The organism is Streptomyces anandii JCM 4720 (assembly GCF_014650655.1).
GTDB lineage: Bacteria > Actinomycetota > Actinomycetes > Streptomycetales > Streptomycetaceae > Streptomyces > Streptomyces anandii.
Genome location: NZ_BMVJ01000004.1, coordinates 328,023 through 342,797, shown reverse-complemented (window position 1 = coordinate 342,797; position 14,775 = coordinate 328,023). Strand labels below are relative to the sequence as shown.

Below are 14,775 nucleotides of genomic sequence, written 5' to 3'. Positions count from 1 at the left end.
CCATGGCACGCGACTTCTACGAGGTCCTCGGGGTCCCGCGAGACGCCGACAAGGACGAGATCCAGCGGGCGTATCGCAAGTTGGCCCGCCGGTACCACCCGGACGTCAACAAGGACCCCGCGGCGGAGGAGCGGTTCAAGGAGATCAATGAGGCCTTCAGTGTCCTGTCCGACCCCGACCAGCGGGCCCGTTACGACCGCTTCGGCGAGGACTTCCGGAAGGTTCCCGAGGACTGGGAGGAGCGGGTCGGTGCCGGCGCGGGACCCGGCGGCGGCTTCCGCTGGTCCACCGGGGACGGCCCCCGTGTCCGGTACGCCACCAGCGGCTTCGGCCCGGAGGGCGTCGACGTCGACGACTTGTTCGGCTCGTTCTTCGGGGGCGCCGGACGGGTGCGTGTCCCCGGAGCCGACCAGGAGGCCGAACTGCCGCTCACCGTCGAGGAGGCTTACCGGGGAGGCCGTCGCACCGTCACGCTCGCCGGTCCCACAGGACAGCCGCGGCGGTACGAGGTCGACGTGCCACCGGGTGTCACCGACGGGCAGCGTATCCGCCTGGCGGGCGAGGGCGGCCGGGGCAACGGTGACGCCCCCGCGGGGGACCTGTACCTGCGGGTGCGGATCCAGCCGCACCCCCAGTTCCGCCTCGACGGCCGGGACGTGCATGTGCAGCTTCCGGTAACACCCTGGGAGGCCGCGCTGGGTGGGACGGTCGCGGTGCTCACACCGAGCGGGGAGACGGCGAAGGTGAACGTGCCCGCGGGCTCGTCCAGCGGCCGGCGGCTGCGGCTGCGCGGTGAGGGCATGCCGAACCCGCGCGGCGCGAACGGCAACCTCTACGCCGAGCTCCGGATCATGGTGCCCTCCAGGCTCAGCGACCGGGAGCGCGCACTCTTCGAGGAGCTCGCCGCCGTCTCCTCGTTCGACCCCAGGAGGACACGATGAGTGACCCACGCGCCGAGGCGCGGCAGGCGTCTCGGCTGACAGCTCCCGCGCCGGCACACGTCCGGTACGCGATCGTGCCGGTGCCCAGGCTCTCTCTGCAGACCGTGGCCCGCCGCTCCGGCGTCCATCCCGACCTCATCCGCCGATTCGTCGCTCTGGGCCTGGTCGAGGCCGAGCGCGACGCCTCCGGAGGGCTGGTGTTCGATCCCACGGCACCGACCGCCCTCGCCCGCGTCCAGCGGCTGCGCACCGGGCTGTGCCTCAACTACGCATCCATCGGCCTGGTGCTCGACCTGCTGGACCGCATCAGCATGCTCGAAGCCGCCCTGCGCCGCGCCGGTACGAGGAGTGAAACACCCCCATGGACATGAACCGTCTCACCCAGAAGTCCCAGGAAGCCCTCCAGGAGGCCCAGAGCGCGGCCGTCGGCATGGGGCAGACCGAGGTCGACGGGGAACACCTGTTGCTCGCGCTTCTCGATCAGGAGGACGGTCTGATCCCACGGTTGCTGCAACAGGCCGGTACCGAGCCGAAGGAGCTGCGCGCGGCCGTGCGCGAGGAAGTCTCCCGCCGGCCGAAGGTCACCGGTCCGGGCGCGGCACCCGGCCAGGTCTTCGTCACTCAGCGCCTGTCCCGCCTGCTCGATGCCGCCGAGCGGGAGGCCAAACGCCTCAAGGACGAGTACGTGTCTGTGGAGCACCTCCTGCTCGCCCTGGCCGAGGAGGGCTCGGCGACCGCCGCCGGACGCCTGCTCAAGGAGCACGGCGTGACGCGGGATTCGTTCCTGAGCGCGCTCACCCAGGTCCGCGGCAACCAGCGCGTCACCTCCGCCAACCCTGAAGTGGCCTATGAGGCTCTGGAGAAGTACGGCCGCGACCTCGTCCTCGAGGCTCGGTCCGGGCGGCTGGACCCGGTCATCGGCCGTGATGCGGAGATCCGTCGCGTCACCCAGATCCTCAGCCGCAAGACCAAGAACAACCCCGTCCTCATCGGCGATCCCGGCGTCGGCAAGACCGCCATAGTCGAGGGCCTGGCCCAGCGCATCGTTCGCGGCGACGTCCCCGAGGGCCTGCGCGACAAGACGGTGTTCGCTCTCGACATGGGCTCCCTGGTCGCCGGCGCCAAGTACCGCGGCGAGTTCGAGGAACGCCTCAAGGCCGTCCTGTCCGAGGTGAAGGCCGCCCAGGGACGCATCCTGCTCTTCATCGACGAACTCCACACCGTCGTCGGCGCGGGCGCTGCCGAAGGGGCCATGGACGCGGGCAACATGCTCAAGCCGATGCTCGCCCGCGGTGAACTCCACATGATCGGCGCCACCACCCTCGACGAGTACCGCAAGCACATCGAGAAGGACGCCGCCCTCGAACGCCGCTTCCAGCAGGTGCTGGTCGACGAGCCGAGCGTGGAGGACACCATCTCCATCCTGCGCGGACTGCGCGAACGCCTCGAGGTCTTCCACGGCGTGAAGATCCAGGACACCGCACTGGTCTCCGCGGCCACCCTCAGCCACCGCTACATCACCGACCGGTTCCTGCCCGACAAGGCCATCGACCTCGTCGACGAGGCGTGCGCCCGGCTCCGTACCGAGATCGACTCGATGCCCGCCGAACTCGACGAGATCACCCGCCGCGTCACCCGCCTGGAGATCGAGGAGGCGGCTCTGTCCAAGGAGACCGACGCCGCCAGCAAAGCCCGCCTGGAGGAACTGCGCAAGGAACTGGCCGACCTGCGCGGCGAGGCCGACGCCAAGCGCGCCCAGTGGGAGGCCGAACGGCAGGCCATCCGCCGCGTGCAGGAACTACGCCAGGAACTGGAGCAGGTCCGCCACGAGGCCGAGGAGGCCGAACGCGCCTACGACCTCAACCGCGCCGCCGAACTCCGCTACGGCCGCCTCCAGGACCTGGAGCGCCGGCTGAAGGCCGAGGAGGAGCAACTGGCCACCAAACAAGGGCAGAACCGGCTGCTGCGCGAGGTCGTCACCGAGGAGGAGATCGCCGAGATCGTCGCAGCCTGGACCGGCATCCCCGTCGCCCGTCTCCAGGAGGGCGAACGCGAGAAGCTGCTGCGTCTCGACGAGATCTTGCGCGAGCGCGTCATCGGCCAGGACGAGGCCGTCAAACTCGTCGCCGACGCCATCATCCGCGCCCGCTCCGGCATCCGTGACCCGCGCCGCCCCATCGGCTCGTTCATCTTCCTTGGCCCCACCGGTGTCGGGAAGACCGAGCTGGCCAAGACCCTCGCGGCGGCCCTGTTCGACTCCGAGGAGAACATGGTCCGCCTCGACATGAGTGAGTACCAGGAGCGTCACACCGTCAGCCGGCTCATGGGCGCACCACCCGGATACATCGGATACGAGGAGGGCGGCCAGCTCACCGAGGCCGTACGCCGCAAGCCGTACTCGGTCGTGCTGTTCGACGAGATCGAGAAGGCGCACACCGATGTCTTCAACACCCTGCTGCAGGTCCTCGACGACGGCCGAATCACCGACTCCCAGGGCCGAACCGTCGACTTCCGCAACACCGTGATCATCATGACGTCCAACATCGGCTCCGAGCACCTCCTCGACGGCGCCACCGCCGAGGGTGAGATCAAGCCGGACGCCCGCGCCCTGGTGATGGGCGAGCTGCGCGGGCACTTCCGTCCGGAGTTCCTCAACCGCGTCGACGACATCGTGCTGTTCAAGCCGCTCGGTGAGCGGCAGATCGAGCGGATCGTGGAGCTGCAGTTCGACGAGCTGCGCCGTCGGCTCGCCGAACGCCGCATCACTGTCGAACTAACCCAGGCAGCAAAGGAGTTGATCGCCCACCAGGGCTACGACCCGGTGTACGGGGCCCGGCCGCTGCGCCGCTACATCTCCCACGAAGTGGAGACGATGGTCGGGCGCGCCCTTCTGCGCGGTGACGTCCAGGACGGCGCGACCGTCCGCGTCGACGCCGAACACGGAGAGCTGGTGGTCACCTACGACCAGCCCGAGGACGTGAAGGGAGCGCGGGCGGCATGAGCACGATGCAGGCGACGACCGTCAGTTGTCCCCACTGCGGGCGCACCAACCGGGTGCCCGTGGCCGCGGAGGGCCGCCCCAAGTGCGGCCACTGCAAGCAGCCCCTACCGTGGATGGCGGACGCGGGCGACGACGACTTCACCGAGGTCGCCGAGCGGGCCGACATCCCCGTCGTGGTCGATCTGTGGGCCACATGGTGCGGCCCCTGCCGCATGGTCAGCCCCGCACTGGAGAAGGTCGCCACCGATCTCGCCGGCCGAATCAAACTCGTCAAGGTCGACGTCGACAAGAACCCGCGACTGTCGCAGCGTTTCGAGGTCCAGGCCGTACCGACACTGCTGATCCTCGACCAGGGCGAGACGGTCGCCCGGCAGGCGGGGGCGGCGCCCGCCCCCGTTCTGCGCCAGTGGGTGGAACAGTCGATCAGCGCCCGGAAAGGGTGATCCGGATGACCCTGCACGCAGACCCGCACCTCGCGCTCGTCCGGCCGGTACAGCCGCTGACCCCAGAAGGGTGTCAGGAGTGTCTGATGCTCGGCTCCCCGTGGGTTCACCTGAGGCTCTGCCTGACCTGCGGGCACGTCGGCTGCTGCGACTCCTCGCCGAACAAGCACGCGCGCAAGCACGCAGCTTCCGTCGCTCATCCGATCGTGCGGTCGTACCAGCCCGGCGAGGAATGGCGCTGGTGCTACGTTCACGAGGCGTTCGTCTGATGACCGGCGACCAGTCGCTGCCGGGCGAAGAACCCGTACCGGAGAAAGCGGACGAGGCAGCCTTCTGGGAGACCCCGGACATCTACGGCGCGTATCCGCGCCTCACCGAGGACCAGATAGCACGTCTGGCGGAGCACGGGCAACGCCGGAACATGGCTCCGAACGACGTGCTGATCCGGGAGGGAGAGCGCTGCGAGACGTTCTTCGTCGTCCTCAGCGGTACCGTCGCCGTCGTCGAGGACCACGACACTCCCGAGGAGCACGTGCTGCGCGTGCACGGCCCCGGTCGCTTCATCGGCGAACTCGGCCTGCTGTACGGACAAGTGGCCTTCTACACCGCTGTCGCCAGGGAGCCGGGCGAGGTCCTCGTCGTCTCCATGGACCAGTTGCGACACCTGGTGACCCAGGACTCCACCATCGGGGACATCGTGCTGCGCGCCTGTCTGTGCCGTCGCGCGCTGCTCGTCGGACAGGGCGCCGGCTTCCGCATCATCGGTTCGCGCTACTCGCCCGACACCAGACGGCTGCGCGAGTTCGCCATCCGCAACCGGCTGCCGCACCGCTGGATCGACCTGGAAACCGACGAGGAGGCCGAGGAACTGCTGCGCCGCTTCGGGGTCGGCCCGACGGAGACACCACTCGTCATCTGGCGGGACACCACCCTGTTGCGCAACCCCAGCAACGCGGAACTGGCCCGGCTCATCGGCCTGCCGTCACTACCCGCCGGAAACCGTCACGGCGACGTCCTCATCGTAGGCTCCGGACCCGCCGGCCTCGCTGCCGCGGTGTACGCCGCCTCCGAGGGCCTGAACACCACGGTGGCGGAGGCGATGGCCACCGGCGGCCAGGCCGGCACGTCGTCCCGCATCGAGAATCTGCTCGGCTTCCCATCCGGCATCTCCGGCGCCGAACTCACCGAACGCGCCGTGCTCCAGGCCGACAAGTTCGGCGCCAGGATCAGCCTTCCGCTGGAGGCGACCGGTCTCCATCCCAAAGACGACGACCACTACGTGGTGGCGTTCGCCGACGGCAGCGAGATCGCCGCCCGTGCCGTCGTCCTGGCCATGGGTGCCCGCTATCGCCGGCTCCAGGTGCCCGGCATCGCACGCCTGGAGGGAACGAGCGTGCACTACTCGGCGACTCTCTACGAGGCCCAGCAGTGCCGCACCGACCCGGTGGCCGTCGTCGGCGGAGGCAACTCGGCGGGCCAGGCCGTGCTTTTTCTCGCCGGGTACGCACCGAAGGTGCACCTGCTGGTCCGAGGAGCCGGCCTTGAGGCCAACATGTCCCGCTACCTGGTCGACCAGGTCGAGCGCCATCCGCGGGTGGAGGTCATGTTGCACACCGAGGTCACCGAGGTCATCGGCCGGGAAGTGCTGGAGGAGCTCGACGTGGTCGACAACCGCACGGGCGGGCACCGCCGGCTCGCGGTACGGAGCCTGTTCGTCTTCACCGGCGCCGAACCTCACACCGAGTGGCTCGCCGGCATCATCGCCCTCGACTCCCGCGGCTTCGTCCTCACCGGGCCGGAGGCCCAGGAAGCCTGCGCCTCCCCCGAGGTGTGGCACGGCCGCGGGCGCTCAATCATGACCCTGGAGGCCAGCCTGCCCGGGGTCTTCGCGGTGGGGGACGTCCGCAGCGGCTCGGTGAAGCGGGTGGCCTCCGCGGCCGGTGAGGGCGCGATGGCCATTCACTTCGTGCACCGGCACCTGGGGCACTCGGCCGTACCCGGCACCACGGGCACGTCAGATGTCGCTGGCCACTCGGACGTCTCCCCACGCATACGTCACAAGGAGTCCGCATGGCTCGCATGACGAATGGCGGACGATGAGATCACGAGAAGGAAGAAGGAGGCGATTGCGATGGCCATGCCCGTCCGGCGCCACCGCGGTGGCGGCCTGCAGGAAAGGCCCGTCTGGGCACCCACCCCTGTCAACCCCCTGGTCGAATTCGACGAACTGCTCAACCAGATGAGCGGCCTGCTGGAGTCGACGGTGGGCGCGGCACCCGCGGTTGCGTGGACGCCTCTCGCGGACGTCTCGGAGTCCGAGGATGCGTTCCACATAGAGATCGAACTCCCCGGCGTGAAGAGCAAGGACATCGACGTAGAGGCCAACGGTCCCGAACTCGTGGTCACCGGAGAGATCAAGGAGCGGGAACGCAAGGGTGTCCTGCGCCGCAGCACCCGCCGCGTCGGAGCCTTCGAGTACCGTTTGCGGCTGCCCGGAGAACTGGACACCCGCAAGATCAAGGCTGAGATGCAGGACGGAGTGCTCAGCATCACCGTCCCCAAGGCCGACGTCGCAAAGCCGCGACACGTCGAGATCACAGAGACGAGTGAGAACGCCGAAAGCAGCGGCTGAGACGCGAGCGCTGAGACGCGCTACGCGTCTCCCCACCGTTGGTTGTTTTTTCCTGCTGGGCTCGCTGACGTTCTTCGTGGCGTATGCGGGAGCGAACTAGGCCCGCCTGACGGTGAGCGAGGTCCTCAAAGCGCCGACTGCAGCTCCGGCCGCCGGGAAGAGCGCGCCGTCACCGCCCGGGCGCCGGACGCGGACAACGCCTCGACGACGAGATCGAACAGATGACCCACTCGTTCCAAGAAGCCGGCCCGGCGGTCGGCGACCGACTCGAACAGGGCCCCGACGGCGCACCGGTCACCCCCCCATGACCAGCAGTGACCGAGGCAGAAGGAAGTCAGCCATGAAATACGATGGATTCCTCGCCCGTGTGCGCGAGCGAGGTGAATACAACGACCAGGCCGAAGCCGCGGACGTCACCAACGCCGTGCTGGAAGTGCTGGCTCAACGGATCAGCCCGGGAGAGGTCAAGGACCTCGCATCCCAGCTGCCCGGCCCGCTGGGACAAGTCCTGGACCATGCCGCGCCGCAGCAGGCGCGAAGCTTCGGGATCGAAGAGTTCTACCGCCGAGTCGCCGAGCGTACCCGTGCCCGACCTCGTACGGCGCAATGGGACGCCAGCGCGGTCCTGACCACTGTCGCCGACGCTGTCACCGGCGGAGAGTTGAATCAGATCATCAGCCAGCTTCCCTCCAGTTACGCGGTCCTGTTCGGCAAGGCCGACCTCGCGGACTGAGCCCGTGAGGCGCGGTGGTTGCTGAGCGTGATGATCGTCTGACAGTTCCAGGGCGGAGCACGCCTGCAGCAAGCGCCGGTACGGCGCTGCAGAAGGGGTGCGCCATACCCGCGCCGCTTCCCGGAGGCCGAGCCATGCTCGGCGTCCACCGACGTCAGCGTCTGCGTCCTCGCAGTGCCATGACCGACGCATCGTCAAGCAAGTCAGAGTCTGATCAGCATCAGTCCCCAGCGGGTCTTCCTGGCAGACGTCTGATCGGCGGCGTCACAACAGCCTGGTTCGCACGGTTATGCAGGCAGGGAACCCTGTCATCCGAGTGAAGCGACGTTCCTCACAAACATCGACTCCGATGCGTGCCGGTGTACAGTAAAGACCGCCCTTGACCTGCACAAAGCGGGCAGGGAGCCGTCTTCCGGGAGTCCGACATGCTGCGTACCATGTTCAAGTCCAAGATCCACCGCGCCACCGTCACCCAGGCCGACCTGCACTACGTGGGATCGGTGACCATCGACGCCGACCTCCTCGACGCCGCCGATCTGCTGCCCGGTGAGCTCGTGCACATCGTCGACATCAGCAACGGGGCGCGGCTGGAGACGTACGTCATCGAGGGCGAGCGGGGCTCCGGTGTCGTCGGGATCAACGGCGCGGCCGCCCACCTCGTCCACCCCGGCGACCTGGTGATCATCATCAGCTACGCCCAGGTCACCGACGCCGAGGCCCGGGAGCTGCGGCCGAGGGTCGTGCACGTGGACGCGGACAACCGCATCGTCGAGCTGGGCGCCGACCCGTCCGCGCCGGTGCCGGGCTCGGACCAGCGGCGCAGCCCGCAGGCCGTCGTCCCGGCCTGACGGGACACTGTAGGGACGCGGAACACCGACCAGGGAGCGTGTCGATGAGTGACATCGAGATCCGCGACGACCGTGCGGCCGGACGCCTCGAGGCGGTCGGTGACGGCTGCGAAGTGGCGGGCCGTATCGAGTACTTCGTGCTCGACGCGCCCCGACGCGCCCTGGTCCCCGTCCACACCGTCGTGGAACCGGCCCACGAGGGCAAGGGCATCGCGGGCTCCCTGGCCCGTGAGCTGTACGCCGTCGCCCGGCGCGAGGGCGTCTCGGTGGCCCCGCTGTGCCCGTACGTCGTGAAGTGGGCCGAGCGCCACCGCGACGAGGCCCCGGCGGCCGACGCCGAGCAGCTGCGGGCCGCGCGGGCCTGGCTCGCGGCGCACCCCGAGCGGTTCTGAACCGCCGGTGCCGACGCTCGCCCTGCTGCACACCTCGCCCCTGCACGTCCCGGTCTTCGACGCCCTGCGCGACGAGGACCACCCCGGCCTGCGGCTGCGTCACTTCGTCGACGAAGGGCTGCTGAGCCGGGCGCGCGAGGAGGGCCCGGAGGCGGTACGGGACGAGGTGCGCGCGGTGCTGGACCGGGCCGTGGCCGAGGGCGCCCGCGCGGTGCTGTGCACGTGTTCGACGCTGGGCGCCGTCGCCGAGACGGAGGGGGCCGGGGCCGGGCGGACCGCTCCCGTGCTGCGCCTGGACCGGCCGATGGCGGCCGAGGCGGTGGCGCTCGGCTCGCGTGTCCTGGTCGTCGCGGCGCTGGAGAGCACCCTCGGCCCGACCGTCGCGCTCGTCGGTGAGGAGGCCCGCCGCGCCGGGCGTCCCGTGACCGTACGCACCCTGCTCGCCGACGGCGCCTGGGCCCGTTTCGAGTCCGGCGACACGGCGGGGTACGTACGGGAAGTGGCCGCAGCCGTCGACACGGCCGGCCACGCCGACGTCGTCGTCCTCGCCCAGGCGTCCATGGCCCCGGCCCAGCGGCTGACGACGGCAACCGTGCCCGTCCTCTCCAGCCCCCGGGCGGGCCTGGCGGCGGCGGTACGGGCGCTGGACACGGGCGGCGCGGCCCCCGCCTGACCGTCCCGGCCCCGGCGAGGCGCGGGTCCTGCCTCGTGCGTCCACCCGGGTCCTCGGCGTGGCGCCCACGGGTGACTGGCCGGGCGGCGCTCGGGTAGGCGGGGGAGTAGTCCAGAGCCGATGTCGACCGACTGGCCGGAGGACGCCATGACCAACCCGTACCCCGACCCCGTACCGCCCGGACCCACTCCGGGCCCCGGGCCGGGACCCGCGCCGGGCCCGGATCCCCAGCCGCCGCAGCCGGACCCGGCCCCCGGGCCGCCCGCCCCCGGCCCGCCCCCGGGCCCCGTCCCCACACCGCCCGAGCCACCGCCCGGCCCCTCGCCGACTCCGCCTCCCGTGCCCGGTCCGCCGCCCGGTCCTTCGCCGACTCCGCCCCCCGTGCCCGGTCCGCCGCCGGGGCCCGTACCGGCGCCGCCGCCCGATCCCGGTCCGCCCGGGCCCTCGCCCTCTCCCGTTCCCCCGGGCCCGGAGCCCGTGCCCAACCCCGAACCGGGCCCGCCCCTCACCATGCGCGCGCCCGCACCGTGAGCCCGCTCCTCACACGAGGCCGGCCGTCACCCCGAGCCCACTCGTCACCATCACCATGACCCCGCTCCGAACCGCGAGGCGGCCCCTCACATGAAGCGGGTGGGCGGCCCGAGAGCCGCCCACCCGTCCTTCCGTACCGCTTTGCGCGCCGCGTCCTACGCGGTCACCTCCGAGCGGTCCCCGCCCCACAGCGTGTGGAACGCGCCGTCACGGTCCACCCGCCGGTAGGTGTGCGCGCCGAAGAAGTCGCGCTGGCCCTGGGTGAGGGCGGCCGGCAGGCGCTCGGCGCGCAGGGCGTCGTAGTAGGCGAGGGCGGCCGAGAAGCCCGGCGCGGGCACGCCCTGACGGGTCGCGGCCACCAGGACCTCGCGCCAGTCGTCCTGGGCCGCCGCGATCTCCTGCGCGAAGGTCTCGTCCGACAGCAGGCTCGGCAGGTCGGGCCGGGCGTCGTAGGCGGAGCGGATGCGGTCGAGGAACGCGGCCCGGATGATGCAGCCGCCGCGCCAGATGGAGGAGACCGCGCCGAGGTCGATGTCCCAGCCGTACTCCTCGCTGCCCGCGGCGATCTCGTGGAAGCCCTGCGTGTACGACACGATCTTCGAGGCGTAGAGCGCCTGTTCCACCCGGTCGGCGAAGGCGCCCGCCTCCGACTCCGGCAGCGGGGACGCCTTGGGACCCGCCAGGCCGCGAGAGGCATCGCGCAGCGCGGCGTGGCCGGACAGGGACCGCGCGAAGACCGCCTCCGCGATGCCCGAGACGGGCACGCCCAGGTCGAGCGCGATCTGCACGGTCCAGCGGCCCGTGCCCTTCTGCTCGGCCTGGTCCACCACCACGTCCACGAACGGCTTGCCCGTGGCGGCGTCCACGTGGGACAGGACCTCCGCGGTGATCTCGATCAGGTAGGAGTCGAGCCGGCCCGTGTTCCAGGTGCGGAAGATGTCCGCGATCTGGGCGGGGGAGTAGCCGGCCACGTCGCGCAGCAGCTGGTACGCCTCGCCGATCAGCTGCATGTCGGCGTACTCGATGCCGTTGTGCACCATCTTCACGAAGTGGCCGGCGCCGTCCGGTCCGATGTGCGTGACGCACGGCGCCCCGTCCTTGGCCTTCGCGGAGATCTTCTCCAGCATCGGGCCCAGCGACTCGTACGACTCCTTAGAGCCGCCCGGCATGATGCTCGGCCCGTGCAGCGCGCCCTCCTCGCCGCCGGAGATTCCGGTGCCCACGAAGTGGATGCCCTGCTCGCGCAGCTCCCGCTCCCGGCGACGGGTGTCCGCGAAGTGCGCGTTGCCGCCGTCGATGATCATGTCGCCGGGCTCGAGCAGCGGGGCGAACTCCTGGATCACCGCGTCGGTCGGCTCACCCGCCTTCACCATGATGACCAGGCGGCGCGGTCGCTCCAGCGCGGCCACGAACTCCTTGGCGGTTTCCGCCGCGACGAAGTCGCCCTCGTGCCCGAACTCCTCCACCAGGGCGTGCGTACGGGACGCCGTCCGGTTGTGCAACGCCACCGTGTAGCCGTTGCGGGCGAAATTGCGGGCGAGGTTGCGGCCCATGACCGCGAGTCCCGTGACGCCGATCTGGGCTGTGTTGCTCATACCGCCTGCTCCTTGGGAATCCGGTGGTGCATTGCATCAGGTGGAACGGTGGTGCTCGGGTGGGTGGAACGTGTGCCGCCAGTATCGCCGCTGATGGCCCCTCGACCATCCTGACGTGCCGGTACGGCCACCGCACCTCCGTACCGGCATGCCGCGTCACGCATCATCACGGACGCCGCATCACGCGTGACGCACACAGCGTCACGCATGCTTCATTACGCACGGCGGACGCCCGGTGCCTCACCGCGGAAGCCGCCGATCCGGCCAATGAACGTCCGTTACCGGCCACTTGGGGTGTCGAAGCGGCCGACATCCGCCTTGTCACGGCCTGTTGAACGCATCTACTTTTGCCCCTCCTGACGCATGGCGAGGGGGCTTCAGACATGGCCGTACGCGGCCGGCACCGCCGGTACCAGCCGAACAGGATCAACCGCGCATCGCTGACCGTCACCGCGGGCGGCGCGGGAATGGCGCTCCCCCTCATCGGAGCGGGCGCGGGCGCCGCGCACGCGGCCGACGTGTCCACCTGGAACAAGGTCGCCGCCTGCGAGTCCAGCGGCGACTGGAACACCAACACGGGCAACGGCTACTACGGCGGGCTGCAGTTCACCCGGTCCACCTGGGAGGCGTACGGCGGCACGCGCTACGCCCCGCGCGCGGACCTCGCCACCCGCGAGCAGCAGATCGCCGTCGCCGAGAAGGTGCTCGACGGCCAGGGGCCCGGCGCCTGGCCGGTGTGCTCGGTGCGCGCGGGGCTGACCCGCGACGGCGCCACGCCGCACGTCCACCCGGACGCCGCCGGAACACGCGCCGCGACCGGCGAGACGGCCGCGGCGCACGGTGCGAACGGCGACCGGGAGGCGCGGGACGCCCGCCGGACAGGTGACGTACGGCCGCAGACCCCGCCCCAGTCACGGGCGGGCACCGCCGAGATGTACACCGTTGTCCGCGGCGACACCCTCTCCGGCATCGCCGAGGAGCACCGGGTCCGGGGCGGCTGGCACGAGTTGTACGCCGTCAACCGCGCGACCATAGGCGCCGACCCGGACCTGATCCTGCCCGGTCAGCGGCTCACCCTGCGCCCGACCTCGCACACGACGACCGCGCCCCGCGAGAAGACCTCGACGGCGACGCGTCCCGCCCGCGAGGCCGAGAAGCACGCCACCAGGTCCACCACGCACCACTCCGGCGGGCAGCACTCCGCCTCGCACGCCGTCGTCGCGCCCGTGAGCGGGCCGGTCGGCACCGGGTACCGCGTGGCCGGCTCCCACTGGTCGAAGGGCTACCACACCGGCGTCGACTTCGAGGTGCCCACCGGCACCTCCGTGCGGGCGGTCGAGGCCGGGCGCGTGGTCGAGGCGGGCTGGGGAGGCTCGTACGGCTACCAGGTGGTGATCCGGCACGCCGACGGCCGCTACACGCAGTACGGCCATCTGTCGGCCATCTCTGTGCGCGCCGGGCAGACGGTCACCGCCGGCCTGCGCATCGGCCGCTCCGGGGCCACCGGCAACGTCACGGGCCCGCACCTGCACTTCGAGGTGCGCACGGGCCCCGGCTTCGGCACCGACGTGGACCCCGTCGCCTACCTCCGGGCCGGCGGCGTCAGGATCTGAACGGCCGGGGTCCGGTCAGGATCTGATACGGGCGCGGTGCCGGTCCCGGGCCGGCGCCGGGATGTTCGGGACGTAGGGGCCGGTGTAGCAGGCCGCGCCGCAGTACTGGGCCAGGAGGAGGGGCGTGCCGGTCCCGTCCACGTCGGCCGTACCCGCCCCCGTCTCCTCGGGAGCCCCGGGAGCCCCGGGAGCGGGTGAAGCCTGCGTCGGAGAAACCGCGACCGGTCCCGCGGCCCGGTCCTGCGGCGGGACCGGGACCCGTAGCGGAGCGGTGTGCTCGATGCGCTCGGTGGTCAGCAGGATCAGCCCGCCCGCGGCCACCACACCGCAGCCGAGGGCGAGGACGGTGCCCGTGGTGCCGTAGCGGAAGGTCTCGCCGAACATCGTGATGCCGACCGCGGCCGCCACCACCGGGTTCACCACCGTCAGCGTGGCCAGCGGCGCGGCGAGGCCGCCGCCGCGGTAGGACGCCTGCGACAGCAGGACGCCCGCGACGGCCAGCACGGCGATCACCGCGAGCGAGGGCACGTCCGCAGCCGAGACGCCCGCGTCCCAGTCGATCGCGACCGTCTTGGTGAACACCGAGGACATGCCGAAGGCGATGCCGGAGGCGATGGCGAGCAGCACGCTGCGCACCGCCGGGTGCCGGTGCGCGGCCCGTCCGGCCACCATCAGCGCCGCCACCGCGCCGGCGGTGACCACGGCGAGGCCGAGGCGCTGGGCGCCGGCGAGCGTGTGCCCGCCGGAGGCGCCGACCAGCGAGAGCAGTCCGGCGAGCCCGACCGTGGCCATGATCGCGCCGCGCCAGGCGGTCGTGCCCGCCCGGCGGCCGACGAACAGGGCGGCCATGGGCAGGGCGAAGACGATGGTGAGGGCGCCCAGCGGCTGGACCAGGCTGAGCGGGCCGTAGGCCAGCGCGACCACGTGCAGCAGCCCGCCGAGGCCGTTCAGCGCGACCGCGGCCCACCAGGCGGGGCGGCGCAGCGGCGCGTACTGCTCGCCGGGGGAGGACACCGCGACCTGCTCCTGCACGATCGCGCCACCGGCGTAGGCGACGGCGGACACGAACGACAGCAGCACGGACAACGCGAGGGCGCTCATGAGCCGCTCCTCTGCGTGAGACCGGGGCGGTGAACCCGGATCGGCGAACGGTCGGCTTCCATGGTTCAACACCCTGCCGTGCCGATCCCTTCCCGTCGTCGTCCCTGAGCACTCAATGGGTCCTACTGCCGATGGAGTACGGCCGGTCCGCCGTCCTCCCACGGGTGGGCGACACAAAGGGGACACCCCCTGGTGGCATCCCCTAAGGGCCTTGGTACTACTGCCTTTCGTGGACCTCGACCCGGACCTCGGCCCCCAACTCGCCACCCTGC

The 14,775-nt window shown here is 71.2% G+C and carries 14 protein-coding genes and 1 pseudogene; 13 read left to right on the top strand and 2 right to left on the bottom strand.

Annotation, left to right across the window (positions count from 1 at the left end; genetic code table 11):
* Positions 1-2 precede the first annotated feature (2 nt).
* From IE249_RS10220 to IE249_RS10170, 11 genes are all read left to right on the top strand, one after another.
* The gene (locus IE249_RS10220) at positions 3-941 is read left to right on the top strand and encodes a DnaJ C-terminal domain-containing protein (protein WP_189704451.1); all 939 of its coding nucleotides are present in this window, start codon (positions 3-5) and stop codon (positions 939-941) included.
* Positions 938-1,312: a chaperone modulator CbpM gene (locus IE249_RS10215; protein WP_229857997.1), complete on the top strand. Its 375-nt coding sequence runs from the start codon at positions 938-940 to the stop codon at positions 1,310-1,312. The genes IE249_RS10220 and IE249_RS10215 overlap by 4 nt, the downstream gene beginning before the upstream one ends.
* Positions 1,303-3,942, top strand: a complete 2,640-nt coding sequence (gene clpB / locus IE249_RS10210) for an ATP-dependent chaperone ClpB (RefSeq protein ID WP_189704450.1) — start codon at positions 1,303-1,305, stop codon at positions 3,940-3,942. The genes IE249_RS10215 and clpB overlap by 10 nt, the downstream gene beginning before the upstream one ends.
* Positions 3,939-4,385, top strand: coding sequence for a thioredoxin (gene trxA, locus IE249_RS10205; protein WP_189704449.1), 447 nt, complete (start codon positions 3,939-3,941; stop codon positions 4,383-4,385). The genes clpB and trxA overlap by 4 nt, the downstream gene beginning before the upstream one ends.
* Positions 4,386-4,390: 5 nt before the next feature.
* Positions 4,391-4,654, top strand: a complete 264-nt coding sequence (locus IE249_RS10200; RefSeq protein ID WP_189704448.1) for a UBP-type zinc finger domain-containing protein — start codon at positions 4,391-4,393, stop codon at positions 4,652-4,654.
* Positions 4,654-6,468 carry an FAD-dependent oxidoreductase gene (locus tag IE249_RS10195; protein WP_189704447.1) on the top strand — a complete coding sequence of 605 codons (1,815 nt, stop codon included), beginning with the start codon at positions 4,654-4,656 and terminating at the stop codon, positions 6,466-6,468. Before IE249_RS10200 ends, IE249_RS10195 begins: the two co-directional genes overlap by 1 nt.
* Positions 6,469-6,516: 48 nt before the next feature.
* A complete protein-coding gene (locus IE249_RS10190; RefSeq protein WP_189704446.1) occupies positions 6,517-7,017 on the top strand; it encodes an Hsp20/alpha crystallin family protein in 501 nt (166 codons plus the stop codon).
* A gap of 340 nt (positions 7,018-7,357) precedes the next feature.
* Complete coding sequence (locus tag IE249_RS10185; protein ID WP_189704445.1) at positions 7,358-7,750, top strand: DUF2267 domain-containing protein; 393 nt, start codon at positions 7,358-7,360, stop codon at positions 7,748-7,750.
* A 425-nt stretch (positions 7,751-8,175) separates the two neighbouring features.
* Entirely contained in the window at positions 8,176-8,598 is a 423-nt protein-coding gene (gene panD, locus IE249_RS10180) for an aspartate 1-decarboxylase (RefSeq protein WP_189704444.1), read from the top strand.
* A gap of 44 nt (positions 8,599-8,642) precedes the next feature.
* Complete coding sequence (locus IE249_RS10175) at positions 8,643-8,990, top strand: GNAT family N-acetyltransferase (RefSeq protein WP_189704443.1); 348 nt, start codon at positions 8,643-8,645, stop codon at positions 8,988-8,990.
* A gap of 7 nt (positions 8,991-8,997) precedes the next feature.
* Positions 8,998-9,663 carry an aspartate/glutamate racemase family protein gene (locus IE249_RS10170; RefSeq protein ID WP_189704442.1) on the top strand — a complete coding sequence of 222 codons (666 nt, stop codon included), beginning with the start codon at positions 8,998-9,000 and terminating at the stop codon, positions 9,661-9,663.
* 686 nt (positions 9,664-10,349) lie between these two features.
* Here IE249_RS10170 and gnd read toward each other — a convergent pair.
* Positions 10,350-11,789 carry an NADP-dependent phosphogluconate dehydrogenase gene (gene gnd, locus IE249_RS10165; protein ID WP_189704441.1) on the bottom strand — a complete coding sequence of 480 codons (1,440 nt, stop codon included), beginning with the start codon at positions 11,787-11,789 and terminating at the stop codon, positions 10,350-10,352.
* A 383-nt stretch (positions 11,790-12,172) separates the two neighbouring features.
* Here gnd and IE249_RS39985 point away from each other — a divergent pair.
* Both IE249_RS39985 and IE249_RS39980 read left to right on the top strand, forming a co-directional pair.
* Positions 12,173-12,868: pseudogene (locus IE249_RS39985) on the top strand (transglycosylase family protein); the annotation flags it as partial.
* 147 nt (positions 12,869-13,015) lie between these two features.
* Positions 13,016-13,402: a M23 family metallopeptidase gene (locus tag IE249_RS39980; protein ID WP_373304366.1), complete on the top strand. Its 387-nt coding sequence runs from the start codon at positions 13,016-13,018 to the stop codon at positions 13,400-13,402.
* A gap of 15 nt (positions 13,403-13,417) precedes the next feature.
* On the opposite strand, the gene IE249_RS10155 is transcribed toward IE249_RS39980, so the two are convergent.
* The gene (locus IE249_RS10155; protein WP_189704439.1) at positions 13,418-14,503 is read right to left on the bottom strand and encodes a DMT family transporter; all 1,086 of its coding nucleotides are present in this window, start codon (positions 14,501-14,503) and stop codon (positions 13,418-13,420) included.
* Positions 14,504-14,775 lie beyond the last annotated feature (272 nt).